The organism is Curtobacterium sp. 9128, from assembly GCF_900086645.1.
Lineage (GTDB): Bacteria > Actinomycetota > Actinomycetes > Actinomycetales > Microbacteriaceae > Curtobacterium.
On the sequence record NZ_LT576451.1, the window covers coordinates 2,317,749 to 2,342,743 of the forward strand.

The 24,995-nt window shown below is 69.5% G+C and carries 20 protein-coding genes; 13 read left to right on the top strand and 7 right to left on the bottom strand.

Translation table 11 applies throughout. The features are described 5' to 3' along the window. Positions 1-49: 49 nt before the first annotated feature. Together lpdA and QK288_RS11160 are read right to left on the bottom strand one after the other, a co-directional pair. A complete protein-coding gene (gene lpdA / locus QK288_RS11155) occupies positions 50-1,423 on the bottom strand; it encodes a dihydrolipoyl dehydrogenase (RefSeq protein WP_281264381.1) in 1,374 nt (457 codons plus the stop codon). 173 nt (positions 1,424-1,596) lie between these two features. Continuing rightward, a complete protein-coding gene (locus QK288_RS11160) occupies positions 1,597-3,075 on the bottom strand; it encodes a leucyl aminopeptidase (protein ID WP_281264382.1) in 1,479 nt (492 codons plus the stop codon). A 75-nt stretch (positions 3,076-3,150) separates the two neighbouring features. Here QK288_RS11160 and QK288_RS11165 point away from each other — a divergent pair, with 75 nt between their 5' ends. From QK288_RS11165 to QK288_RS11190, 6 genes are all read left to right on the top strand, one after another. After that, on the top strand, positions 3,151-4,083 hold the full coding sequence (locus QK288_RS11165) for a PAC2 family protein (protein ID WP_281264383.1): 933 nt from the start codon (positions 3,151-3,153) through the stop codon (positions 4,081-4,083). A 146-nt stretch (positions 4,084-4,229) separates the two neighbouring features. After that, positions 4,230-5,549, top strand: coding sequence for an MFS transporter (locus tag QK288_RS11170; RefSeq protein ID WP_281264384.1), 1,320 nt, complete (start codon positions 4,230-4,232; stop codon positions 5,547-5,549). 210 nt (positions 5,550-5,759) lie between these two features. Continuing rightward, positions 5,760-7,034 (top strand): RNA polymerase sigma factor, encoded by a 1,275-nt coding sequence (locus QK288_RS11175; RefSeq protein WP_281264385.1) that lies wholly within the window; start codon positions 5,760-5,762, stop codon positions 7,032-7,034. A gap of 8 nt (positions 7,035-7,042) precedes the next feature. Then, positions 7,043-8,302, top strand: coding sequence for a MurT ligase domain-containing protein (locus QK288_RS11180; protein WP_281264386.1), 1,260 nt, complete (start codon positions 7,043-7,045; stop codon positions 8,300-8,302). Continuing rightward, positions 8,299-9,072, top strand: a complete 774-nt coding sequence (locus tag QK288_RS11185; protein WP_281264387.1) for a hypothetical protein — start codon at positions 8,299-8,301, stop codon at positions 9,070-9,072. The genes QK288_RS11180 and QK288_RS11185 overlap by 4 nt, the downstream gene beginning before the upstream one ends. A 140-nt stretch (positions 9,073-9,212) precedes the next feature. Continuing rightward, positions 9,213-9,671 (top strand): hypothetical protein, encoded by a 459-nt coding sequence (locus QK288_RS11190; protein ID WP_281264388.1) that lies wholly within the window; start codon positions 9,213-9,215, stop codon positions 9,669-9,671. 81 nt (positions 9,672-9,752) lie between these two features. Here QK288_RS11190 and QK288_RS11195 read toward each other — a convergent pair whose 3' ends face one another. Further along, positions 9,753-9,977 (bottom strand): hypothetical protein, encoded by a 225-nt coding sequence (locus tag QK288_RS11195; protein ID WP_281264389.1) that lies wholly within the window; start codon positions 9,975-9,977, stop codon positions 9,753-9,755. Between the two features lie 169 nt (positions 9,978-10,146). On the opposite strand from QK288_RS11195, the gene QK288_RS11200 reads away from it, so the two are divergent. Next, a complete protein-coding gene (locus QK288_RS11200) occupies positions 10,147-12,273 on the top strand; it encodes a DNA topoisomerase IV subunit B (protein WP_281264390.1) in 2,127 nt (708 codons plus the stop codon). A 237-nt stretch (positions 12,274-12,510) separates the two neighbouring features. On the opposite strand, the gene QK288_RS11205 is transcribed toward QK288_RS11200, so the two are convergent. Next, positions 12,511-14,997 (bottom strand): DNA topoisomerase IV subunit A, encoded by a 2,487-nt coding sequence (locus QK288_RS11205; protein WP_281264391.1) that lies wholly within the window; start codon positions 14,995-14,997, stop codon positions 12,511-12,513. Positions 14,998-15,022: 25 nt separating this feature from the next. On the opposite strand from QK288_RS11205, the gene QK288_RS11210 reads away from it, so the two are divergent. Next, positions 15,023-16,174 (top strand): nucleotide pyrophosphatase/phosphodiesterase family protein, encoded by a 1,152-nt coding sequence (locus tag QK288_RS11210; RefSeq protein WP_281264392.1) that lies wholly within the window; start codon positions 15,023-15,025, stop codon positions 16,172-16,174. Between the two features lie 14 nt (positions 16,175-16,188). Here QK288_RS11210 and QK288_RS11215 read toward each other — a convergent pair whose 3' ends face one another. Together QK288_RS11215 and sepH are read right to left on the bottom strand one after the other, a co-directional pair. Further along, positions 16,189-17,544, bottom strand: coding sequence for a pentapeptide repeat-containing protein (locus QK288_RS11215; protein ID WP_281264393.1), 1,356 nt, complete (start codon positions 17,542-17,544; stop codon positions 16,189-16,191). Positions 17,545-17,624: 80 nt separating this feature from the next. Beyond that, the gene (gene sepH, locus QK288_RS11220) at positions 17,625-18,650 is read right to left on the bottom strand and encodes a septation protein SepH (protein ID WP_281264394.1); all 1,026 of its coding nucleotides are present in this window, start codon (positions 18,648-18,650) and stop codon (positions 17,625-17,627) included. Between the two features lie 275 nt (positions 18,651-18,925). Between sepH and QK288_RS11225 the strand changes: the two genes are divergently transcribed. Next, positions 18,926-19,225 (top strand): DUF4193 domain-containing protein, encoded by a 300-nt coding sequence (locus QK288_RS11225; RefSeq protein WP_031263038.1) that lies wholly within the window; start codon positions 18,926-18,928, stop codon positions 19,223-19,225. A 299-nt stretch (positions 19,226-19,524) separates the two neighbouring features. On the opposite strand, the gene QK288_RS11230 is transcribed toward QK288_RS11225, so the two are convergent. After that, entirely contained in the window at positions 19,525-19,956 is a 432-nt protein-coding gene (locus QK288_RS11230) for a DUF3093 domain-containing protein (protein WP_281264395.1), read from the bottom strand. A 65-nt stretch (positions 19,957-20,021) separates the two neighbouring features. Here QK288_RS11230 and dut point away from each other — a divergent pair, with 65 nt between their 5' ends. The 4 genes from dut to acnA all read left to right on the top strand — a co-directional run bounded on the left by dut (position 20,022) and on the right by acnA (position 24,933). Continuing rightward, complete coding sequence (dut, locus tag QK288_RS11235; protein WP_281264396.1) at positions 20,022-20,486, top strand: dUTP diphosphatase; 465 nt, start codon at positions 20,022-20,024, stop codon at positions 20,484-20,486. Further along, entirely contained in the window at positions 20,483-21,205 is a 723-nt protein-coding gene (locus tag QK288_RS11240) for a DUF3710 domain-containing protein (RefSeq protein ID WP_281264397.1), read from the top strand. Before dut ends, QK288_RS11240 begins: the two co-directional genes overlap by 4 nt. Before the next feature lie 12 nt (positions 21,206-21,217). After that, positions 21,218-21,988, top strand: a complete 771-nt coding sequence (locus QK288_RS11245; protein ID WP_281264398.1) for a DUF3159 domain-containing protein — start codon at positions 21,218-21,220, stop codon at positions 21,986-21,988. 128 nt (positions 21,989-22,116) lie between these two features. Next, positions 22,117-24,933, top strand: coding sequence for an aconitate hydratase AcnA (acnA, locus tag QK288_RS11250; RefSeq protein WP_281264399.1), 2,817 nt, complete (start codon positions 22,117-22,119; stop codon positions 24,931-24,933). Positions 24,934-24,995: the final 62 nt, after the last annotated feature.

Consider the following 24,995-nt stretch of genomic DNA (forward strand, 5'->3'; position numbering starts at 1 on the left):
TCGCAGGGGTGGTTCGTGGTGGTTGGTGTCGTTGTCACGGTGCGCGCGCTCACAGTGCGTGGAGCGGCTTGCCCGCGAGGTGCAGGAACGCCTCGCCGAGCGCTTCGTTCTGCGTCGGGTGCGCGTGGATGAGCGGGGCGACGTCCTCGGGGTGCGCCTCCCAGTTCACGGCGAGCTGTGCCTCACCGATGAGCTCGCCGACTCGGGCGCCGATCATGCTGACGCCGACGACGGGACCGTCGACGACGCGGACGACCTTGATCGAGCCGGAGGTGCCGATGATGTGGCTCTTGCCGTTGCCCGCGAGGTTGTACTCGTAGGAGTCCACCTTGTCGGCGCCGTACTCGGCCTCGGCCTTGGCCTGCGAGAGTCCGACGGACGCGACCTCGGGGTCGGAGTACGTGATCTTCGGGATGTTCTTGTCCTCGATGATCACCGGGTTCAGGCCGGCGATCTCCTCGGCGACGAAGATGCCCTGCTGGAACCCGCGGTGGGCGAGCTGCAGGCCGGGGACGATGTCGCCGACGGCGTAGACGTTCGGCAGGTTTGTCGCGAGGCGCTCGTTCGTGGTGACGAAGCCACGGTCCATCGTGACGCCGACCTCGTCGAAACCGACGTTCTGCGTGACGGGGCCACGGCCGACGGCGACCAGGAGCACGTCACCGTCGAAGGTCTTGCCGTCCTCGAGGGTGACGACGACGCCGTTCTCGTGCTGCTCGACACCCTGGAAGCGGACACCGAGCGAGAACTCGATGCCGCGCTTGCGGAAGGCCCGCTCGAGCTGCTTCGACATCGACTCGTCCTCGGCAGGGATGAGGTGGGGGAGCGCCTCGACGATGGTGACCTCGGCGCCGAAGGACTTCCAGACGCTCGCGAACTCGACGCCGATCACGCCGCCGCCGAGGATGACGACCTTGTTCGGGACGTAGTCCATGCGGAGCGCGGTCTCGGAGGTGATCACGCGGCCGCCGATCTCGAGCCCGGGGAGGGACTTCGAGTAGGAGCCGGTCGCGAGGACGACGTTCTTGCCCGTGATGGTCTGGTCGCCGACCTGCACGGTGTTCTGCGAGGTGAGCTTGCCCCAGCCCTCGACCACGGTGATGCCGCGGGCCTTGATGAGGCCCTGCAGACCCTTGTACTTCGAGTTGATGACGCCCTGCTGGTACTCGATGACCTTCGGGACCTCGACACCGGCGAACTCGGCGATGACGCCGTACTTCTCGGCCTCACGGGTGCCGTCGGCGATCTCGGCCGCGTGCAGGAGGGCCTTCGTCGGGATGCAGCCGCGGTGCAGGCACGTCCCTCCGAGCTTGTCCCCCTCGATGAGCGCGACGCTCATGCCGAGCTCGGCCGACCGCAGCGCTGCGGCGTACCCGCCGCTGCCGCCACCGAGGACCACGACGTCGTAAGTCTGTTCCGTCACCTGGTGCAACTCCCTCGTGCGTGTGAGCCCGGGCCCGGTTCTGGTGGGTTCGAGCCCGTGCATGGACACCGCGGCGGCGGTGCCCGACGGTCGGACCGCATGGTTCCGGTCCCGTCCCGTCCGTTCCGACGGGGGACGCGCAGAACACGCCCGCCCCGCCGGAACCAAACCTACTACTTGGACTGGAGCTCTTCTGCGAGTGCGATGAGTGTCCGGACCATCACGCCGGTGGCGCCCTTGCCGAGCCATCCGTATCCGCCGCCCTTGTTCTCGGACGGGCCGGCGATGTCGAGGTGCGCCCACGGCACGTCGCCCTCGACGAACCGCTCGAGGAACTTGCCGGCGAGGAGCATGCCGCCCGCCGGGTTGCCGACCGTGGCGTTCACCATGTCGGCGACCTCGCTGGCGAGTCGCGCGTCGAGTTCCTCGGGGAGCGGCATCGGCCAGATCGGCTCCGCGACGGACGCCGCGACCGCCTGCAGCTGCGCGACGAGCGCGTCGGTGCCCATCAGGCCGGTGGTCCGGTCACCGAGTGCGACGACCTGTGCGCCGGTGAGTGTCGCGATGTCGACGACGGCGTCCGGCTGCTCGAGCGTGGCGGCGACGAGGCCGTCACCGAGGACGAGGCGACCCTCGGCGTCGGTGTTGGTCACCTCGACCGTCTTGCCGTTCTTGAGCGTGAGCACGTCGCCGGGGCGGGTGGCCGAGCCGGACGGCATGTTCTCGGCGAGGCAGAGCCAGGCCGTCACCTTGACGTCGAGGCCCAGGCGCGCGGCCGCGACGGTGGTGGCGAGCACGGTGGCGGCACCGGTCATGTCGGTCTTCATGCCGAGCATCGAGGCTGCGGGCTTCAGGGAGAGGCCGCCGGAGTCGAACGTGATGCCCTTGCCGACGAGCGCGAGGTGCTTCGACGCGGTCGACGGCGCGTACCGGACGACGACGAGCCGCGGCGGACGGACGGACCCCGCGCCGACGCCGAGGATGCCGCCGAAGCCCTGCTCGGCCAGCGCGGTCTCGTCGAGGACCTCGACGGTGAGGGGCAGGTCCTCGGCGAACGACGCAGCGACGGACGCCACCTCTGACGGGCCGAGGTCGCCCGCCGTGGTGTTGACGAGGTCCCGGACGAGCGCGGCCGCGTCGGCGACGATCGCCGGACGGAAGGCGGCATCGGCCGATGCCGACGTGGCCAGGACGGTGATCGACTGGTCGCCCCGCTGCGGGCCGGTGGTCCCCGTGCCCTTGTGCCGCGTGAAGGAGTACGCGCCGAGCGCTGCGCCCTCCAGCGCGGCGGCGACGAGCTCGTCGGTGTCGGTCGGCAGCGCGAGCACGATCGACGACGCCTGGGGGAGCTGGCGGACGGCGCTGCCCGCTGCGGCGCGGACGGCCGAGGCGTCGGTGCCGGAACCGAGACCGACGAGCGCGATGCTCGACGCCTCGACACCGGTCGCGGGGATGCGGACGAGCTGGTCCTTGGAACCCGTCGCGCCGATCGCGGCGAGGTCGAGCCCGTCGAGTGCGGCGACCGCACCCGTGGTGGGCGACACGACGGTCGCCGGAGCGCCGTCGGTGCCCGGACGGACGCCGACGACGAGCACGTCGGCGGCGATCGAGGAGGGGGATGAACTGTCGGTGGAGAGCGTCGGTCGGACCATGCTCCAACCCTATCCACGCGGTGTTCGCTGTCGGCGTGGGCTGCGCGGCAGGTGTGGGCGAACCGCCCGCCTAGCATGGGGACGGTGAACCACCCCGAGGACCTCTACACGTTCGACGAGTCCGCCCCGACGGTGCCGGCAGGCCTGCACCTCGTCGCCGGGCTCACCGGGTTCGCGGACGCCGGTTCGGCCGTCGCCCAGGTGACCACGTCGATCCTCGAGCGGCTGGACACCCGCCTGGTCGCGGAGTTCGACCCCGACGTCCTGCTCGACTGGCGCGCGCGTCGGCCGGTCATCACCTTCGAACACGACCACATCAGCGACGTGGAACCGCCGCGCCTCGCGCTGCACCTCGTGCGTGACGAGCTCGGCCAGCCCTTCCTCTTCCTCTCCGGGTACGAGCCGGACTTCCAGTGGAACCGGTTCGTGCGCGCGGTCACCGAACTCGCCGCCGAGCTCCGGGTCGTCGACACCACATGGGTGCAGTCGATCCCGATGCCGGTGCCGCACACCCGGCCGATCAGCCTGACGGTGTCCGGCACGCGGGCAGACCTCATCGAGTCCATGAGCGTCTGGAAGCCGCAGACGCAGGCGCCGGCGAACGTGCTGCACCTCGTCGAGCACCGGCTCACCGAGCTGGACCAGCAGGTCACCGGCCTCGTGCTCCTCGTCCCGCACTACCTGTCCGACACCGAGTTCCCGGACGCGGCCGTCGCGGCGCTGTCCGGCATCTCCGCGTCGACGGGGCTGATCTTCCCGACGGACGCCCTCCGCGAGGAAGGGCGCGAGTTCATCGCACGGGTGGACGAGCAGGTGGCGGGCAACGCCGAGTTGCAGCGCCTGGTCAGTGCGCTCGAGGAGCGTCACGACACGTACATGGAGGGCAACTCCGTCTCGTCGCCGTTGACCAACGTCGACGGCGAGGTCCCGACGGCGGACTCGATCGCGGCAGAGCTCGAACGCTTCCTGGCGGACCGTCGCGTCGACGGCGACGCGAGCGAGGACTGAGACCGGACCACCTGGAGTCCGCGACGGACGTCGCGATCGTGCACCGGTCCTCCCGTCCGGCCTGGAGGCTGTGCACCCGTCGGGCGCGCATCGCGCGTTCTCCACAGCCCGTCCTGGCGGCGGGGCCGCGCCGATAGCCTGGTCGGGTGAACTCCCGCCGTGCCTTCGTCGTCTGGGGCGTCGCGGTGCTCGCCTACGTCCTGGCGGTCGTCCAGCGGTCCTCGCTGGGCGTGTCCGGCGTCGACGCGCAGGACCGCTTCGCGGTCTCCGCTGCGGTCCTCTCCACGCTCGCGGTCGTCCAGATCGCCGTCTACGCGGGGCTGCAGATCCCGGTCGGGATCGCGCTCGACCGCATCGGCCCGCGCCGACTCGTCCTGCTCGGCGCACTGCTCCTGGTGGTGGGGCAGGCGATCGTGGCGGTCTCACCGACGATCGGGCCGGCGATCGTCGGCAGGGTGTTCGTCGGTGCGGGGGACGCGATGACCTTCATCTCGGTGATCCGACTGCTCCCGATGTGGTTCAGCGGGCGCATCCTGCCGCAGATCTCGCAGTGGACGGGCAACCTCGGGCAGGTCGGGCAGATCGCCTCCGCGTTCCCGTTCGCCCTGCTCCTGCACACCGCCGGGTGGTCGATCGCGTTCGGCGTCGCGGCGGCCGCCAGCGCCGTCGGGCTGGTCCTGGCGTTCGTGTTCGTCCGGAACGGACCCGTGCCGGTGCGCACCGACACGATCCCGCTGCCGCACTCGTGGGGCGGCGCGTTCCGGACGTTCGGGCACGCGCTCCGTCGACCGGGTACCCAGCTCGGCTTCTGGTCGCACTACGTCACGCAGTCGTCCGGCACCGTCTTCAGCCTGCTCTGGGGCGTCCCGATGCTCCGCGGGCTCGGCTACTCCGCGACAGAGGCCGCTGCGTTCCTGACCGTCATCGTCGTCGTGGGGTTCGTCGTCGGTCCGATCCTCGGCGTGCTGTGTGCCCGGTTCCCGTTCCGCAGGTCGAACCTGGTGCTCGGCGTGGTCGTCGTGCTCGGTGTGGTGTGGACCGCGGTGCTGCTCTGGCCTGATCACCCGCCGACGTGGCTGCTCGTGCTGCTCGTCGTCGCGATGGGCATCGGCGGGCCAGGGTCCCTGATCGGCTTCGACTTCGCGCGGTCGTTCAACCCGATGGGCTCACTGGGTTCGGCGAACGGCGTCGTGAACGTCGGCGGCTTCCTGGCGGCCTTCGTGATGATGTTCCTGATCGGTACCCTGCTCGACGCCGTCTCGCGGGTCACGGGCGACACGGTCTTCGCGTGGTCGAACTTCCGGATCGCCCTCACCGTGCAGTACGTCGTGGTCGGGATCGGCGTGGGGATGCTGTTGCACGCCCGTCGACGGACCCGCGCGGTGATGCACGCCGAGGACGGAATACGGGTGGCCCCGCTCTGGGTTGCACTGGTTGCACGCCTGCGGAAGCGGACCGTGCAATAATGAACCCGGACCCGTTCGGGTCCCCCGTGTACAGGTGCTCTTCCGGAGCGCCGGATTCGCTGGGGGACTTGACATGGGTCCTAGTGCTGCCCGGAGAGGCAGTGCCGCCAGGAACGACTGAGCCGGCGACGCGGGGGACTGCGGCGCAAGCCCTGAGCGGCGAGGGGCGCCACGACCCCAGGAACGTGGCACGAGGAGAGAGGTGATCGCATGGCTGCCCGGAGCACGACGATCGATCCCACGAAGGACAACGCCGACACGGTGGACCAGGCTGCGGCCGAGGACACCGACGGAACCGCTGCGCCCAAGAAGGCTGCGGCGAAGAAGGCCCCCGCCAAGAATGCGCCCGCGAAGAAGGCGGCGACCAAGAAGCCGGCGACCAAGAAGGCCGCTGACGACGACGTCGAGGACGAGGAGACCGTCGAACCGGTCGACGCGGACGAGACCGAGGACGACGCCGAGGAGAAGCCGGCGACCGCCGCAGCCGAAGCCGCCAACGCGGTCGCTGCCGGGGCGCTCGTCATCTCGCAGTCCGACGACGACGAGGCGCCGGTCTACTCGACCACGATCACGGGTGCGACCGCCGACCCGGTCAAGGACTACCTGAAGCAGATCGGCAAGGTCGCCCTCCTCAACGCGGAGCAGGAGGTCGAGCTCGCGATGCGCATCGAGGCCGGCCTGTTCGCCGAGGACAAGCTGCAGCACTCGACGGGCCTGTCGAAGCCGGAAGAGCGCGAGCTCCGCTGGGTCGCTCGTGACGGCCAGCGCGCGAAGTCGCACCTGCTCGGTGCGAACCTGCGTCTCGTCGTGTCGCTCGCCAAGCGCTACACGGGTCGTGGCATGCAGTTCCTCGACCTCATCCAGGAAGGCAACCTGGGCCTGATCCGTGCCGTCGAGAAGTTCGACTACACCAAGGGCTTCAAGTTCTCGACCTACGCGACGTGGTGGATCCGCCAGGCGATCACCCGCGCCATGGCCGACCAGGCCCGCACCATCCGCATCCCGGTGCACATGGTCGAGGTCATCAACAAGCTCGCGCGTGTCCAGCGGCAGATGCTGCAGGACCTGGGTCGCGAACCCACTCCGGAAGAACTCGCCCGCGAGCTCGACATGACCCCGGAGAAGGTCGTCGAGGTCCAGAAGTACGGCCGCGAGCCGATCTCGCTGCACACCCCGCTGGGCGAAGACGGCGACTCGGAGTTCGGTGACCTCATCGAGGACACCGAGGCGGTCGTCCCGGCCGACGCGGTGGGCTTCACGATGCTGCAGAAGCAGCTCGAGAGCCTCCTCGACTCCCTGTCGGAGCGCGAAGCCGGCGTCATCCGGATGCGCTTCGGCCTCGGGGACGGCCAGCCGAAGACGCTCGACCAGATCGGTGACACGTTCGGCGTGACGCGCGAGCGCATCCGCCAGATCGAGTCCAAGACGATGGCGAAGCTCCGCCACCCGTCGCGGTCGCAGTCGCTGCGCGACTACCTCGAGTAGGCCGTCCGGTGCGTTTCTTCATCCCGATCCTCATCGGGCGGATCCTCCGTGCCCTCGCTCGTGCGCGGGGCGGGGGATCCGCGTACCCCGGGTTCATCGTCCTGAAGCTCGTCCCGGACTTCCTGCAGCACGTCACGAAGCAGTTCCCGAACGGGGTCGTCTTCGTGCTCGGGTCGAACGGCAAGTCCACGACGACGCACATGATCTCCGAGATCGTGCGCGCCCACGGTCTGCGCGTCTTCACGAACCCCTCCGGCGCGAACCTGCCGCAGGGCATCGCGTCGGCGCTCCTGTCCGAGGTGTCGCTGACCGGCCGGCTCAAGGCGGACATCGGCATCCTCGAGGTCGACGAGGCCTTCGCCGTCGAGCTCGCCGGCATCCTGTCGCCGTCGACCGTCACGATGCTGAACGTCCAGGTCGACCAGCTCTACCGGTTCTTCGAGACCGAGCGCGTCGCGGCGATGATGCTCGACACGGCGGCGCTGTCCTCGGCGAACGTCATCACGAACCACGACGACCAGTTCCTCGACGCCTACATCGGTGTCGACGGCCAGCGTGTGCTCCGCTTCGGCGCGAGCGCCGAGGTCGTCGCAGCTGCGCCGAACGGCCTGCAGAACGCCGACGACTTCGCGTCGGCCGATCGCGCGGCGACCTCGGCCGACGCGGAGGTGATCGAGAACCGCGGCGACGCGGCGACCATCGCGTTCGACGGGGCGACGATCCCGGTCCGGCTCCCGGCGCGCGGCCTGCACTACGCGGTCGACGCCGCTGCCGCCACCGCGACGGCCAGCGCCGCGCTCGGGACGCAGTTCCGCGCGGACGCCGTCACGAAGGCCTTCACGACGATGAAGCCGGCGTACGGCCGCGGAGAACGACTCCCCATCGCCGGCGAGTCGGCCGAGTTCACCATGTTCAAGAACGCGGCCAGTCTCCAGCTGAACCTCGACGCGCTGCCGGACCACCCCGAGCAGGTGCTCATGGCGATCGACGAGGGCACGCCGGACATCTCGTGGATCTACGACATCGACTTCTCGAAGCTCGACCACGTGGACGTCGTCTCCGGTGACAAGGCGTGGCAGATCGCCATCGCGCTCGAGCACGCCGGTGTCCGCATCGGCACCGTCGAGCCCGACGTCGAGGCGGCGATCGCGCTCATGCAGGGCCTCGGTGCGACGACCAGCGGCACGAAGAACTTCATCGTCAACTACGAGATCATGATGATCGCCCGGAAGGCCCTCGGCCACCCGGACATGGAGAAGACCGCATGACGGCCGATCGCCTGACCATCCTGCACGTCTACCCGCGCCAGATGGGGGTGTCGGGGGACCGCGGCAACGTCGTGGCCCTGACCCGCCGCGCCGACGCCGCTGACGTCCCCACCGAGGTGCTCGAGTACGCACCGGGTGACGCCCTGCCGACCGCGGCCGACGTCGTGGTGATCGGCAACGGTCCGCTCAGCGCGATGCGCTCCCTCGGCGACGACGTGGCGCGCATCGGTGCCCCGCTCCGCGAGTTCGCGGCTGCCGGTGTGCCGGTCGTGGCCGTCGGTGGCGGGTTCGACCTGGCGACGAACGAGATCGTCCCGACCGACGGCTCGCCGCTCGCGGGCTTCGGCGTGTTCGACGCCCGGGCGGTCCGCGGTGCCGAGCGTCGGGTCAATTACTTCGTGCTCGAGACGCGCTACCCGCTCCTGCCCGGTGCCGCGAAGCGGCTCGCCGGGTTCGAGGATCACGCCACCCGGATCGAGCTCGGCGCCGGTGTCACACCGTTCGCCGACGTCGTCTCGGGCGGTGGCAACCAGGCGGGTTCCGCGGTGGAGGGCGCGATCGCCGGAACCTCGTTCGGGACGCACACGCAGGGACCGCTCCTGCCGCTCAACCCGGACCTGACGGATGCCGTCCTCGCCGCTGCGGCCGCGCGTGTCGGGCGTGCGTACGCCCCCGACACGGAACGCACCGCGACGATCGACCGCTACGCGCGCGAAGCGCGCGCGACCGTCGACCGCTACGTCGACAAGGCGTTCAAGCGCATCGCGTGACGATGGTGCGTCATCGGAGGTGACGACGGAAGGCCGGGCCGATCGGGCTCGGCCTTCCGTCGTTCCCGATGGCAACGGTCGGCAACACATCGACTGATCCACAGGATGTGACATGTTGGAAGCCGAACAAAGAGGTTTCCATGCACCACACCAAGCACGCCCTCGTCCTGGTCGGCGCACTCGTCGTGACCCTGACCACCGCTGGGGCAGTCATCCAGCCGTCGCCCGCCGAAGCCGCGACGACACGGATCGCCGACCCCTGCGGATCGGTCCCGACGACCACGACCGAGTTCGACGGCGTCCCGGGCACGATCTTCTACAAGCGCCTGCAGTGTCTCGGCAGCATGGCTGGCTACTACGGCTACAAGGGGCCGATCGACGGCGTGATGGGGCCCAACTCGTGGATCGGCGTCTCGGAACAGCTCGCCAAGGGCGGGTACTTCCGAGCCGGCGACCTCCACGACTGGGAGAGCCCAGAGGTCGTCCGCGCGCTCCAGCGGTGGGCGGCCGCGCACGGCCAGTACAGTGGTCCGGTCGATGGCATCTGGGGCCCGAACAGCTACCGCGGCGCTGCCTGGGCGCTGAACCGCGCGTTCTGAGACGGCCATGCGACGAACGGGAGGCCCGGTACCAACTGGTACCGGGCCTCCCGTTCGCTGTGCGGTCGCGTCGGACGCGACCTACTTCGACTCGTAGAGTCGGCTGCTCTCGTCGTGCCACTCGATCGCGGTCGCGGCGAGCTTGTCCTTGAACTCGGCGCCGTGGTGGGCGCAGAAGAACAGTTCACCGCTGGCCATGGTGGCTCGGATGTAGGCCTGCGCCCCGCAGCTGTCGCAGCGGTCGGCAGCCGTGAGCTGGTGGCTGCTGAGTTCGTCGATGGAGGGGTCCTGCACGGTCTGGGTCATTGCTGTGCTCCTCACGGATCGCAGGTGGTGCCTTGATGGTCCACCCATTTCAACACGTGCTGCCTGGATACGTCGCATTGCGGACCCCCCATTTCGCTCAGCGCGGATCGACTGTCCCCAGTCCGAGTGTCCGGACGGCGTTGTCCGGGGTGCTCGGTAGGCTCAGGAGGTGAGCTCCGACTACTCCGCACGCCATCTCTCCGTCCTCGAAGGGCTCGAGGCAGTACGGAAGCGTCCCGGCATGTACATCGGGTCGACCGACTCCCGCGGGTTGATGCACTGCCTGTGGGAGATCATCGACAACTCCGTCGACGAAGCCCTCGCCGGGCACGGAGACGAGATCGGTGTCCGGCTGTTCCCGGACGGGTCCGTGCAGGTCTCGGACACCGCTCGTGGCATCCCGGTCGACGTCGAACCGAAGACGGGCCTGACGGGTGTCGAGGTCGTCTTCACCAAGCTGCACGCCGGCGGCAAGTTCGGTTCGGGGTCGTACGCGGCCTCCGGTGGGCTGCACGGCGTCGGTGCCTCGGTGGTGAACGCGCTGTCGGAGCGCCTCGACGTCGAGGTCGACCGCGACGGGAAGACCTACGCGATGTCGTTCCACCGGGGTGAGCCCGGCGTGTTCGACGACGCCGCCGGGATCGGACCGGACGCGCCGTTCACACCGTTCACCTCCGGCAGTGAGCTGAAGGTCGTCGGCAAGGTCAAGAAGAACGTGACCGGGTCGCGCATCCGCTACTGGGCCGACCGGCAGATCTTCACCAAGGACGCAGCGTTCAGCATGTCCGACCTGGTGAACCGGGCGCGCCAGACGGCGTTCCTGGTCCCCGGGCTCGGGCTGACGATCACCGACGAACGCCCAGCCGCGATCGAGGCCGCAGCGGCGCGTGCGTCGGCCACCGGTGTCGAGGCGACGGCCGGTCCCGTGGTCGAGCGCTTCCGGTACGAGGGCGGCATCAGCGAGTTCGTCGAGCACCTCGCGCCGGACTCCGCGATCACCGACGTCTGGCGCGTGCAGGGCACCGGCACGTTCACCGAGACCGTCCCGATGCTCGACGACAAGGGCCACATGGTCTCCACGGACGTCGAACGCTCGTGCGAGGTCGACCTCGCACTCCGCTGGGGCGGCGGGTACGAGACGGTGTTCCGGAGCTTCGTCAACATCATCGCGACGCCGAAGGGCGGCACCCACCAGGCCGGCTTCGAGAGCGGCGTGATGAAGGCCGTCCGGGCCCAGGTCGAGGCGAACGCCCGCAAGCTCAAGGTCGGCCAGGACAAGCTCGACAAGGACGACGTGCTCGCCGGCATGACCGCCGTGCTCACCGTCCGGCTGCCGGAACCGCAGTTCGAAGGACAGACGAAGGAGGTCCTCGGTACCCCGGCGGTCCGCAAGATCGTCGACCAGGTGGTGTCGAAGCGCATGACGGAGATCCTCACGTCGACACAGCGCACCGAGAAGGCCCAGGCGGCGACGCTGCTCGAGAAGGTCGTCTCGGAGATGAAGTCCCGCATCTCCGCTCGCGCCCACAAGGAGACCCAGCGGCGGAAGAACGCGCTCGAGAACTCGTCGCTGCCGACGAAGCTCGCCGACTGCCGCTCGAACGACGTCGCCGGTACCGAGCTGTTCATCGTGGAGGGCGACTCCGCGCTCGGCACCGCCAAGCTCGCGCGCAACAGCGAGTACCAGGCGCTGCTGCCGATCCGCGGCAAGATCCTCAACGTCCAGAAGGCGTCGGTCTCCGACATGCTCTCGAACGCCGAGTGCGCGTCGATCATCCAGGTGATCGGCGCCGGCTCCGGCCGGACGTTCGAGCTCGACCAGGCCCGCTACGGCAAGGTCATCATCATGTCCGACGCCGACGTCGACGGCGCGCACATCCGCACGCTGCTGCTCACGCTCTTCTTCCGCTACATGCGGCCGATGATCGAGCAGGGACGCGTGTTCGCAGCCGTCCCGCCGCTGCACCGGGTCGTCGTGGTGAACCGCGGCAAGCCGAACGACACGCTGTACACCTACTCCGAGCAGGAGCTCCAGTCGGTGCTGAAGAAGCTCGAGAAGTCGGGCAAGAAGTACCAGGAGCCGATCCAGCGCTACAAGGGCCTGGGCGAGATGGACGCGGACCAGCTGGCGGAGACGACCATGGACCGTGCGCACCGGACGCTCCGACGGGTGAACGTGTCCGATGCCGAGGGTGCCGCGAAGGTGTTCGAGCTGCTGATGGGCAACGACGTCGCCCCGCGCAAGGAGTTCATCCTGGCGGGCGAGGGCCTCGACCACGACCGCATCGACGTGTAGCGGGGGCGCCCCGCCCTCTCCCGCCAAAGCGACAGGGTGCCGCCGGATACCGGCGGCACCCTGTCGCGTTCGCGGGACAGTCCAGCGCGCGCCGCGCCGCGCCGCGCGAAAGCGACAGTGTCCCTCGTTCTTTCGGCGCCACCCTGTCCCTTCCGCGGCACGATCCGCGCAGCCTGACGGGACAGCGTCGCCGTGCCGGCACCAACTGGCCCGAGCGGGCGCTGCCGCGGCGCGCGCCTACGCCTCGCCGCGCGTGCCGTCGAGCGTCGCCGCGCTGCCGCCGATCGAGCCGATGACGGCCTCGAGCGGGCTCCCAGACCCGTCCCGCTTCGACAGCCAGTCCGGCAGGGTCCGCGCAGCGCCGTCCGACCCCACGGCGTGCGGGGGAGCGATGCCCGCCCACGCGACGCTGAGTCCGTCCTCGCCCTTCAGGAACGCGTGTGCCCGGACGCCCTGGGTCGCGCGGCCCTTGCCGGGGAACTCCGACAGCGACGACACCTTGGCGCGCCCGGTGTCGGTGCCGGGCAGCGCCGACGACGACGTGGACACCGTGGCGACGACGGCATCCTCTGACGGGGCGACGGCGCCGAACCAGATGACCCGGGCGTCGGCGGCGAGGGAGACCCCCGCGACACCTCCCGCCGGGAGCCCCTGCGCCCGGACGACGGACGCACCGAAGCGCAGCAGCTGGGCGTTCGAGGTGATGAACACCAGGTCGTCGGACTCCGGCGACTGGGCGGCACCGACCACGGCGTCCCCTGGCTTCAGGCCGATGGCGACGAACTCGGGCTTGTCCGGCCACGCCCCCGGGACGACGCGCTTCACGACGCCCTGCGCAGTGCCGATCGCCAGCGAGTGCTCGGTGGCGCCGGAGAGGTCGACGATCGCGACCACGGCCTCGGACCGGGGGATGCCGAGGTAGTCGTTCACCCGGACACCCGCGTCGAGTCGTACCGCTGCCGGTGGGACGGCCGGGACGTCGACGGGGGAAAACCGCACCATGCGTCCGGTCGAGGTCAGCGCGCCGACCTGCCCGCGCACCGTGCTGACCACGGTGGCGAGGACGGCGTCGTGCTTGGACCGCTTCGGGACCCGCACGATGCCGAGCTCCGACGTCGGGATGTCGACGCGGATGAGCCGGCCGGTGGTGGACAGCAGCACGCGGCACGGAGAGTCCGCGACCTGCAGGTCCTCGGGGTTCACCACCGCCTTCTTGCCACCGCGGACGGGAGCGTCGGCTTCGGTCAGGAGCGTCCGCCGTGGCGTCGCGAACTTGTCCGACACCTCGGTGAGCTCGAGCGCCACCTGGGCACGGAGTCGTTCGTCGGATGCCAGCAGTTCTTCGAGCGCGGCGATCTCGCTGAGGAGCTGGTCGCGCTCGCCCTCGAGCTCGAGGCGCGAGAATTTCGTGAGGCGGCGGAGGCGGAGCTCGAGGATGTACTCGGCCTGCACCTCGGACAGGTCGAAGACGTCCTGCAGGCGGGAACGCGCGGCTTCCGAGTCGTCCGAGGACCGGATGACCTCGATGACCTCGTCGATGTCGAGGATCGCGACGAGGAGGCCCTCGACCAGGTGGAGCCGCTCGCGCCGGCGTGCAAGCCGGTACTCCGAGCGCCGCGTGACGACCGCCAGCCGGTGCTGTACGTACACGTCGAGGAGCTCACGCAGCCCGAGCGTGCGCGGCGACCCGCCGACGAGCGCGACGTTGTTGATGCCGAAGCCCTCTTCGAGCGGGGTGTGCTTGTACAGCTGCTCGAGCACGGCGGAGGCGTTGAACCCGGACTTGATGCCGATGACGAGCCGGAGCCCGTGGTTGCGGTCGGTGAGGTCGTTGACGTCGGAGATGCCGACGAGCTTCTTCGACTGGACGCCGTCCTTGATCTTCTCGATCACGCGTTCCGGGCCGACGAGGTACGGCAGCTCGGTGACGACGAGACCGGTCTTGCGCGGGGTGAGGTTCTCGACGGCGACCTTGGCGCGCGTCCGGAACGTCCCGCGCCCCGTGGCGTAGGCATCGCGCACGCCGGAGAGCCCCACGATCGTGCCGCCGGAGGGGAGATCCGGGCCCGGCACGAACTCCATCAGCTCTTCGAGCGTGGCCTGCGGGTTCATCAGCAGGTGCTTGGCGGCCTCGACCACCTCGCCCAGGTTGTGCGGCGCCATGTTGGTGGCCATGCCGACCGCGATGCCCGACGCGCCGTTCACGAGCAGGTTCGGGAACGCGGCCGGGAGCACACCCGGCTGCATGATCTGGTTGTCGTAGTTCGGGACGAAGTCGACGACGTCTTCCCCGAGGCCCTCGGTCATCGCCATCGACGGCTCCGCCAGGCGCGCCTCGGTGTACCGGGCAGCGGCCGGACCGTCGTCCAGGGACCCGAAGTTGCCGTGTCCGTCCACCAGCGGCACACGCATCGTGAACGGCTGCGCCATCCGCACCAGGGCGTCGTAGATCGCGCCGTCGCCGTGCGGGTGCAGCTTGCCCATCACCTCACCGGTGACGCGGGCGCTCTTCACGTGGCCGCGGTCCGGCCGGAGGCCCATCTCGGCCATCTGGTACAGGATCCGGCGCTGCACCGGCTTCAGTCCGTCGCGGGCGTCCGGGAGCGCGCGCGAGTAGATGACGGAGTACGCGTACTCGAGGAAGGAGCCCTGCATCTCCTCGGAGACGTCGACGTCCTCGATGCGCTCACCGTCGGGCAGACCGACTGCGTCCGTGCGTGCCATGGGACCTTTCTGGGAGGATCGGGGGGTGCCCCAAAGCCTACCGACGGCCCCCGACGACACCGCGAACCTCGCCGACGTGCTCCCGAGTTGCCTGGTGGCGCTCGGTGCGGTCGACGACGCATGGGTGCGTGAGCACGGACTGGAGGCCCGGATCACCCTCCGCCCCGCCCGTTCCGCGGTCGTCGTCCTGGTGGACGGTCTGGGCGCCGGTGCGCTCGGCGCGCGTGCCGGGCACGCCCGGTTCCTGGCGGCCTCCCGGAAGCGCCTGCGGAGCGGGTTCCCCACGACGACCGCAGCCGCGCTGTCGACCCTGACGACCGGTCGGTCTCCCGGCACGCACGGCGTCGTCGGGTACAGCGGGTGGAACCCTGACACCGAGGTGGTCATGAACATGCTCGGCGGGTGGGACGACGAGGTCCCGGCCGGCTGGCTCCGGTCGTCGACCCTCTTCACCGCGGCGTCCGAGGTCGGCGTGGACCCCGTCGTCGTCGGCCCAGCGCGCTACCGGTCGTCCGGGATGACGGCGAACGTGCTCGGCGGCGCGCGCTACGTCCCCGCCGACACGATCGCCCAGCGCGTCGACGCCGCGATCGAGGAGACCCTCGTCGGCAGGTCGCTCGTGTACCTCTACGTCCCGGAGCTCGACTCGATCGCCCACAAGCACGGGTGGCAGTCCGATCGATGGACCGCGTCGCTCGAGGCACTCGACGGGGAACTCGCACGACTGGACGCACGCGTCGCGGCGGACGTCGGCGTCGTCGTCACCGCGGACCACGGCATCCTCGACGTGCCGGAGGAGTCGAACATCGCGATCGACCCCGACCTGCTCGTGGACGTCGTCGGCGTCGCAGGGGACCCCCGCTGCCGGCAGCTCACCGTGGCGCCCGGCACCGACGTGTCGGCCCTCGTCGAGGCCTGGCGCACGAAGTACGGCAAGCGGGCGTACGTGGCCAGCAAGGACGAGGCGATCGCGGCGAACTGGTTCGGCGCCGTCGCCGACGAGGTCCGGCCGAGGGTCGGCGACGTGGTCGTCGTCGCACGCGGCTCCTGGGCGTTCAACGACGACCGCGAGCTCGACCCGCGGAAGGACCCGAAGCGGATGATCGGCCAGCACGGCGCGCTCACCGATGACGAGGTCGGCGTACCCCTGCGCCTCGCAGGGGCCTTCGCGACCTGACGGATCCGTGCTGCTCAGGTTGTGTGAGCCGGTGAACCCTTCGTGCCGGTGAGGACGACATCTGCGGCTCCGCTGAAATCCGCGCCGTCGACGCGCGCACCGGTCAGGTCGGCACCTTCCAGGTCCGCATCGGACAAGTTCGCCCCCACGAGGATCGCGTTCCTGAACGACGCAGATCGCAAATCAGCGCGCTTGAGGTCCGCTCCGGTGAGGTCGCAGTCGTCGAAGTTCGCACTGCGCAATCGTGCGTCGACGAAATTGGCCAGAGGAGCCGAGGCTCCGCTGAACCTCGCGCCTTCCGCGTCGACGTCGCGGAGGTCCGCAGGGCACAACGGTGCGCCGCCTGCATCGCGGACGACCGCTCCGTCCTCGTCAACGAGTGGGACAAGCCTGGCCGAAGTGAAGTCGGCTCCGGTCAGGGTGGACCGACGCAGACCGATCCCATCGAGCACCGCTTCCGAGAAGTCAGCGGCGTCGAGTTCCGATCCGGACAGATCCATCCTCGCGATCGATCCGTCCTCCCGGAGGATGGCGTCCATGTGGGCCGAAGCGAAGACCGAACCCCTTGCCCAGAACACCACCGGGGTCTTGGACATCCACATGCTGTTGCGAGCGTTCAGCTCGTGGGCGAGCACCGGTTGGGTGGTGTCGAGATCGATGGTCGCCGAGGTTGCGTTTGCTTTCGTCAGGACCAGGTACTCGATCGTCGTGTCACTGATCTGGGCGTGACGGAGATCGGCCTGGAACATGTGCACCCACTTGAAGGCGGACCGCCAGATGTACGTCCTTGTGAGGACCGCGTCGTCGAGGTTCACGGTGTTGGCTCGCACAGAGTGGAGCTGCGAGCCGGGCAACCGCGCTGAGCTGAGGTCGAGCACGGGCTTGGGGAGTAGGACCGAAAGCTTGCTGACAACGACGACGGCGGCTCGGACATCGGTCGGCGCTCGCTCGGTTTCCGGCGAGGTGATCGGTTCGGGCTGCCCTCCGTCCGTGCGCGCTCGCAACCACGCGGTCAGGACATCGACAATGGTCTCGCGATCGCGCTCTGAGTCGCGGGCGATGCGTTCCAACGCGTAGAGCCCTCCGAGACGCACTGCCATCGCATCGGACCCGAGTTGCGCAACGGCCTCGGTGTACCGATCCGTGAGGTTTGCGTCGCGATCCAGATCATGGTTGGCGCGTGCGATGTCGTCGCGTCGCTTTGTGAAGAGCAAACCGACGACAGCGATGAATCCACCGATCGTCCAGAGCACCGACTGCCGTGCGTCCTGGAGAGCTTGGACCCTCTCGACGGGCTCGAGGTCTCCCGTTGCGTCGCGGTCCACCCACCAGCCCGGAACGATCAGTACGGCACTGATGGCGATGCTCAAGAACACCATGACGGCAAACGGCCACCAGTAGTTCGAGAACGCCCAACGCGCCGGACGCGCGACTCGACCCACGACGCCGATCAGGCCATGTCGTCGTCGGGGCGGGTGCCGAACACGATCTCGTCCCAGCTGGGCATCGATCGGCGGTTGCGCTTCTTGCGCTCCTGCCGTCCCTCCGACTCCGGTGCCGACGACGGACGCTGGTCCGCCTGCGGTGCGGTGTCCGACTGGTCCTCGAAGCCCTGCAACGGGATGTCGACGACGCTGATCGACCCGCGCGACTCGTCCTGCTGCTGGTCGGCGAGTGACACGGACTCGCGCTCCCCGCGGCGACGGCGGAGCGCCTCGAGCAGGTCGGCGGTCTCGTTGCCCGGCGCGCGTTCCTCGATCTGGGCCGCACCGATGCGGGGGAGCGGCGCCCGGAGCGGGGCGCGCTCGGCGACCTCCGGGTTCGTGACGTCCTCGTCCGGCTCGTCGACGCGGAACGCGCCGGAGTCGAACCGGGTGCCGTCGGTGTCCTGCTGGTCGAACTCGACGGCGCGGAGCCGCGGTGCGAGCCCCTCGTCCTCGGTGTGCGACAGTCGGTGCGCGTCGCCGTTGTCCGGCGTCAGCGTCGAGGTCTTCGGGTCGAAGTGCCACTGGGCGTCGTGCTCGACCTCGGCAGCGGTGTAGCGGACCTGCACCTGCCAGCCGTTCTCGGCGTGCTTCCAGCTCGACCACGCGACCCCGGCGGCGTCGCCCGACTCGAGCCTGGCGGTGATCGCCTCGCCGAAGGTGTCCGGGGTGGTGTCGTCGACCGGCGTGACCGGGACGCGGTGCGCGGCATCGAGGATGAACGCGCGCTCCGCGAGGACGGGTCCCTCGAAGCGGCGGACGTACTCGACGTCGACGTCGAGCGCTGCGGCGACCTCTGCTGCGTCGGCACCACCGCGGATGCGGGCCTGGACGTCCTTCGGGGACACGCGCTTCTGCGGCATGCCGTCCGGGTTCGCCTGCCGGACCTGCCCCGCCAGCGACGAGGTGACGGGCAACCGGAACTCGCTGCCGCCATCGGTCGCGAGCAGGAGTGCCCCGGATTCCACCCCGATGACTCTCACGTCTTGCATGGTTCCGCCTTCCCAGCGTCGCGTACGGTCGTGCCTCGTACCCGGGAAGTATGCAGCGCGTCGGACCGGATTCCGGGGAGGCGCGCGCCGCGCGCCGTCATCGGATCGTGGATGTTGCCGAGCGTTTCGTGGCCGACGGGAATGGATCGGGCCAACGCCTGGTTGCACGGGCACGACGAGCCACCCGACGTTCAGTTTGCATCAGGGCGGCGCGTGTTGGATACTGTCGCCGCCGATCTCCGGCGACGACCTCTCGATACGAGAAATGGATGGGCATGGCCACCGATTACGACGCCCCCCGGAAGACCGACGACAATTCCGACTCGGAGTCGATCGAGGCCCTCAAGGAGCGCGTGCCCGACAAGATGTCGGGGGTCGTCGATGATGATTCCGACAACCCGGGCAGCTTCGAGCTGGCCGGTCAGGACCTCAGCGACGTCGACCTCGACGTCGTCGTGCTCCCCCCGCAGGTCGACGAGTTCACGTGCGTGGAGTGCTTCCTCGTGAAGCACCGCTCGCAGCTCGACCACGAGTCGAAGCTCGGCCCGGTCTGTGCGGAGTGCGCGGCGCTCTAGGCACACGCAGATGAGGACGGCCCGCATCCCCGAGGGGATGCGGGCCGTTCGACGTCTGCGGGGCGGCCTCGCCCCGCGAGAGCGCAGATGCGGCGACGCGGGGTGGGGCCAGAGCGGCACTTCTGCGCACTCGATCCGGCGGACTGGCCGCCGGACGTGCGGGCCGCGGGACGGGAGGTGCGTGGCGGGCCGGCACCGTGCCTCCAGTCCGGTGGCGGCGGCAGGTCGAGTGCGCAGACATGGTGACGCGGGGTGGGAACGGGGGCCCGTTTCTGCGCACTCGATCGGGCGGGCGCGTCTCAGGACTGCAGTGCGGCGGCGACCTTCTGCGGGTTCCGCACGCTGACGAGCCAGTACGGCGTGGGGTCGGCGTCGTCCAGGACCTCGACCTTGACGACGCCCTTCACGTAGCCGCGGAAGAGCGTCCAGGCACGCGCGTCGAGCTTCGGGCCGCGCTGCGTCGTCGCCTCGGCACCGGTGTAGCCGCCGACCTCGCCGACGAGCGTGCGGGGCAGGTGTGCGCGTCCTGCCCGGAACTCGGTCTCCGTCACCTCGATCACGGGTGCGAGGACCCACAGGAGCACCAGGACGGCGATCTCCATGCACGCCGCGACGATGATGCCCGTCGCGATGTTGATCGGCAGGAAGACGAGCAGGCTCGCCGGGATGACGAGCGCCGTCGCCAGGTACAGGATCGGTGGCGCCCAGAGGCGCTCGCGGTACAGGGTCACGACCCCATTCGATCACGACTCGGGGCAGGTCACGGAACGGTCACGGTCTGCACTACCCTCGACACGTGACCGAACCAGTCGACGTGCTCTGGACCGGGGAGAACGCTCCCGGCTACGCCCACCCCGGTGATGCCGGTGCCGACCTCGTCTCGACCGAGGCGTTCGTGCTCGCGCCGGGCGAGCGACGCCTCGTGCCGACGGGGCTCTCGATCGCACTGCCTGAGGGGTACGCGGCGTTCGTCGTCCCGCGCAGTGGTCTCGCGGCGAAGCACGGCATCACCATCGTGAACTCGCCGGGGACCGTCGACTCGGGGTACCGCGGCGAGATCAAGGTCTCCCTGCTCAACACCGACGTCGCCGAGCCGTACGAGGTGCACGTCGGCGACCGCATCGCCCAGATGATCGTGATGCCCGTGCCGCGCGTGACGTTCTCGCGGGTGGACGAGCTCCCGGACAGCGTCCGTGGCCAGGGCGGCTTCGGCTCGTCGGGCTACGGTGTCACGAACCAGCAGGAAGGAACGCGAGCATGAGGATCGGCCGACGCAAGCGCGACGAGGTCGAGGTGGCCGCAGAGGTCGCCGCCGACGTCGAGGTCGCTGAGACGACACCCGAGGTCGAGCTCGCCGACGAGGCGGACTCGGGACTCGACGAGGTCGCGGAGTTCGCCCCGACGGGCAAGTCCGCTCCCGACGACCGCGAGGAAGCGGGTCCGCTCGACGAGACCGAGGCGAACCCGGTCCGGCCGTACGTGGACCTCGGCGGCGTGAAGATCCTGCCGCGCGAGGGCCTGCACCTCCGGCTCGAGGTCGAGGAGGGCTCGCAGCGCGTCGTCGCCGTCGGGCTCGACTACGACGAGTCCACGCTCCAGGTCCAGCCGTTCGCCGCGCCGCGGTCGACCGGTCTCTGGCACGAGATCCGCGCGCAGATCGCCGAGCAGATCGAGCGCCAGGGCGGCTCCGTGACCGAGGTCGACGGGCCCTTCGGTCCCGAGCTGCGCGCATCGGTGCCCGTCGTGGTGGACGGTGACGGCGGTGCCGCCGGCGCTCGTCCTGCGCGGTTCATCGGCGTCGACGGCCCCCGCTGGTTCCTCCGCGGCGTGATCGCGGGCAAGGCCGCTGAGCAGCCGGACGATGCCGAGGAGATCGAGGACCTGTTCCGCAGCGTCGTGGTGGTCCGCGGCACCACGCCGATGCCGCCGCGTGACCTGATCCCGCTGCACATGCCGAAGTCGACGCAGTCGGCCATCTGATCCGGAGCACCGTTGCCCGAGCAGCACGACGACCGTGACGACCGCTTCGCTGACGAGCGCGAGCAACCCCTGTCGCTGAACGCCCAGCTCCGCGACGCCGTCCGGAACGCCGGCATCGCGAAGGTGGCTCCCGGTGAGGCACCGTCCGGCAGGGCACTGATCGGCGCCGTCGGCGGTACCAGGGGGCTCGCGGAATCGGTGCTGCCCGGGTTCGCGTTCCTCGTCGTGTACGCGATCACGAAGGAACTCGTCCCGAGCGTCGTGATCCCGGTGGTCGTCGGGCTCGTGTTCGTCGTCCTCCGACTGCTGCAGCGGCAGTCCCTCGCGATGTCGTTCGCCGGGATCCTCGGCGTCGCCGTCTCCGCCGGCCTCGCGCTCATCACGGGCAAGGCCGAGAGCAACTTCATCCCCGGGATCATCATCAACCTGGTCTGCCTGCTGGTGCTCCTCGTGACGCTGGCGATCCGGCGTCCGCTGATCGGGCTGATCGTCGGGCTGCTCGCGCAGGGCGAGGACGGCGGTCCGATGGACTGGCGAGCCGACGCCGCCAAGCGCCGGGTGCTCACCGTCGCCACGTGGATGTGGGTGGGGCTCTTCGCGCTCCGACTGGTCATCGAGATCCCGCTGTACCTCGCCGCACAGGTGGAACTCCTCGCGGCGATCAAGCTCATCACGGGTGTCCCGCTCTACGCCGCACTGCTCTGGGTGACGTGGCTGCTCGTCCGGACGGTCTTCCGGCACGACCGGCGTGACCAGCACGACGACGACGCGGCCACGGTGTAGAGTTATCTCGACATCGAGATAGTTTTCCCCGGGGCACCGCAGCGTCGGGGGTTTAGGTTTGCCTTGCTGGTGGGACGGTCCACGGCCCGCGAGGATGAGGGCAAACCGATCAGTAGGGAGGCGGCACGGTGGCTGCAGTCAATAGCTTCGGCTCGAAGGACACACTGTCGGTTGGGGGTGTCGACTACGCGATCCACCGGATCGACTCGGTCCCCGGTCACGAGAAGCTCCCGTACAGCCTGAAGGTGCTGCTCGAGAACCTCCTCCGCACCGAGGACGGCAAGAACGTCACGGCGGACCAGATCCGCTCGCTCGGCAACTGGCGCCCAGAGGCCGACCCGGACACCGAGATCCAGTTCTCGCCGGCGCGCGTCGTCATGCAGGACTTCACGGGCGTCCCGTGCATCGTCGACCTCGCCACCATGCGCGAGGCGATGGCCACGATCGGCGGCGACCCGAACAAGATCAACCCGCTGTCGCCGGCCGAGATGGTCATCGACCACTCCGTCATCGCCGACCTCTTCGGCCGCGAGGACGCACTCCAGCGCAACACCGACCTCGAGTACGAGCGGAACGGTGAGCGCTACCAGTTCCTCCGCTGGGGTCAGACCGCGTTCGAGGACTTCAAGGTCGTCCCGCCGGGAACCGGCATCGTCCACCAGGTCAACATCGAGTACCTGGCGAAGGTCACCTACACGCGTGACTTCGACGGCGAGACCTACGCCTACCCCGACACCCTCGTCGGTACCGACTCGCACACCACGATGGTCAACGGCCTTGGAGTGCTCGGCTGGGGCGTCGGCGGGATCGAGGCAGAAGCAGCGATGCTCGGCCAGCCCGTGTCGATGCTCATCCCGAAGGTCGTCGGCTTCAAGCTCTCGGGTGAGATCCCCGCGGGCGTGACGGCGACCGACGTGGTGCTGACCATCACGCAGGAGCTCCGCAAGCACGGTGTCGTCGGCAAGTTCGTCGAGTTCTACGGCGAGGGCGTCAGCGCCGTGCCGCTCGCGAACCGCGCCACGATCGGCAACATGTCGCCGGAGTTCGGCTCCACCGCGGCGATCTTCCCGGTCGACGACGTCACGCTCGACTACCTCCGTCTGACCGGCCGCGACGAGGCGCAGATCGCCCTGGTCGAGGCGTACTCCAAGGCACAGGGCCTCTGGCACGACGCCTCGGTCGAGCCGGCGTACTCGGAGTACATGGAGCTCGACCTCTCCACCGTCGTCCCGTCGATCTCCGGCCCGAAGCGCCCGCAGGACCGCATCGAGCTGTCGAAGGCGAAGGACCAGTTCGAGGTCGACCTCGCCAACTACACCGACCCGGCCGTGCAGACCGACCTGGACGACGCGGTCGAGGACACCTTCCCGGCGTCCGACCCGATCGCCGCGGGCTCCACGAGCGAGGACACGACGACGCACGAGCACGTGTACGTCTCGAGCGCTCCGTCCACGGCGTCGCAGCCGACCAAGGTCGCGATGGACGGCTCCGACCCGTTCACGATCGACCACGGCGCCGTCGCGATCGCCGCGATCACGTCGTGCACGAACACGTCGAACCCGTCGGTCATGATGGCGGCGGGCATCCTCGCCCGGAACGCCGCGAACAAGGGACTGACCGCGAAGCCGTGGGTCAAGACCACCCTCGCGCCCGGTTCGAAGGTCGTCACCGACTACTACGAGAAGGCCGGTCTCACCACCTACCTCGAGCAGCTCGGCTTCTACACGGTCGGCTACGGCTGCACCACCTGCATCGGCAACTCGGGCCCGCTGCCCGAGGAGATCTCGCAGGCCGTGCAGGACAACGACCTCGCGGTGACCGCGGTGCTCTCGGGCAACCGCAACTTCGAGGGCCGGATCAACCCCGACGTCAAGATGAACTACCTGGCCTCCCCGCCGCTCGTCATCGCGTACGCCCTCGCCGGGTCGATGCACTTCGACTTCGAGAAGGACGCCCTCGGGCAGGACCAGGACGGCAACGACGTCTACCTGAGCGACATCTGGCCCGACACGGCCGAGGTCCAGCAGGTCATCGACGCGTCGATCGACACCGAGATGTTCACCCACGAGTACGGCTCCGTGTTCGAGGGCGACGACCGCTGGAAGAACCTGCCGACCCCGACGGGTGACACCTTCGAGTGGGACACCGAGTCGACCTACGTCCGGAAGCCCCCGTACTTCGAGGGCATGACGATGACGCCGGACGCCGTCTCCGACATCTCCGGCGCCCGCGTCCTCGCGAAGCTCGGCGACTCGGTCACGACCGACCACATCTCGCCGGCCGGTTCGATCAAGGCCGACAGCCCGGCCGGCAAGTACCTCGCCGAGCACGGTGTCGACCGCAAGGACTTCAACTCCTACGGCTCGCGCCGCGGCAACCACGAGGTCATGATCCGCGGCACGTTCGCGAACATCCGCCTGCGCAACCAGCTCCTCGACGGCGTGGAGGGCGGCTACACCCGTGACTTCACCACGCCCGACGGCGAGCAGTCGTTCATCTACGACGCATCGCAGCACTACCAGGAGCAGGGCATCCCGCTCGTCGTGTTCGGCGGCAAGGAGTACGGCTCCGGTTCGTCGCGCGACTGGGCGGCGAAGGGCACGAACCTCCTCGGCGTCAAGGCCGTCATCACCGAGAGCTTCGAGCGCATCCACCGCTCGAACCTCATCGGCATGGGCGTCGTCCCGCTGCAGTTCCCGGTCGGCGAGTCGATCGAGTCCCTCGGGCTCGACGGCACCGAGGTCGTCTCGATCTCGGGCCTCACGGAGCTGAACGAGGGCCGAACGCCGAAGACGGTCCACGTCACCGCGACGCCGAGCGAGCACTCGCCCGCCGGCAAGGAGACCGTGGAGTTCGACGCGGTCGTCCGCATCGACACCCCCGGTGAAGCCGACTACTACCGCAACGGCGGCATCCTGCAGTACGTGCTCCGCTCGCTCGTCTGAGCGACGTGACCACAGGTCGCTGACGCGACCACACGACGGACTGGAGGCTCGGTGCGCGACCC

Excerpts from the sequence above, each read along its gene's own strand:
- QK288_RS11160 (WP_281264382.1), bottom strand. The coding sequence starts at position 3,075 with ATGGTCCGACCGACGCTCTCCACCGACAGTTCATCCCCCTCCTCGATC.
- QK288_RS11165 (WP_281264383.1), top strand. The coding sequence starts at position 3,151 with ATGGGGACGGTGAACCACCCCGAGGACCTCTACACGTTCGACGAGTCC.
- QK288_RS11175 (WP_281264385.1), top strand. The coding sequence starts at position 5,760 with ATGGCTGCCCGGAGCACGACGATCGATCCCACGAAGGACAACGCCGAC.
- QK288_RS11185 (WP_281264387.1), top strand. The coding sequence starts at position 8,299 with ATGACGGCCGATCGCCTGACCATCCTGCACGTCTACCCGCGCCAGATG.
- QK288_RS11190 (WP_281264388.1), top strand. The coding sequence starts at position 9,213 with ATGCACCACACCAAGCACGCCCTCGTCCTGGTCGGCGCACTCGTCGTG.
- QK288_RS11195 (WP_281264389.1), bottom strand. The coding sequence starts at position 9,977 with ATGACCCAGACCGTGCAGGACCCCTCCATCGACGAACTCAGCAGCCAC.
- QK288_RS11205 (WP_281264391.1), bottom strand. The coding sequence starts at position 14,997 with ATGGCACGCACGGACGCAGTCGGTCTGCCCGACGGTGAGCGCATCGAG.
- sepH (WP_281264394.1), bottom strand. The coding sequence starts at position 18,650 with ATGCAAGACGTGAGAGTCATCGGGGTGGAATCCGGGGCACTCCTGCTC.
- QK288_RS11225 (WP_031263038.1), top strand. The coding sequence starts at position 18,926 with ATGGCCACCGATTACGACGCCCCCCGGAAGACCGACGACAATTCCGAC.
- QK288_RS11240 (WP_281264397.1), top strand. The coding sequence starts at position 20,483 with ATGAGGATCGGCCGACGCAAGCGCGACGAGGTCGAGGTGGCCGCAGAG.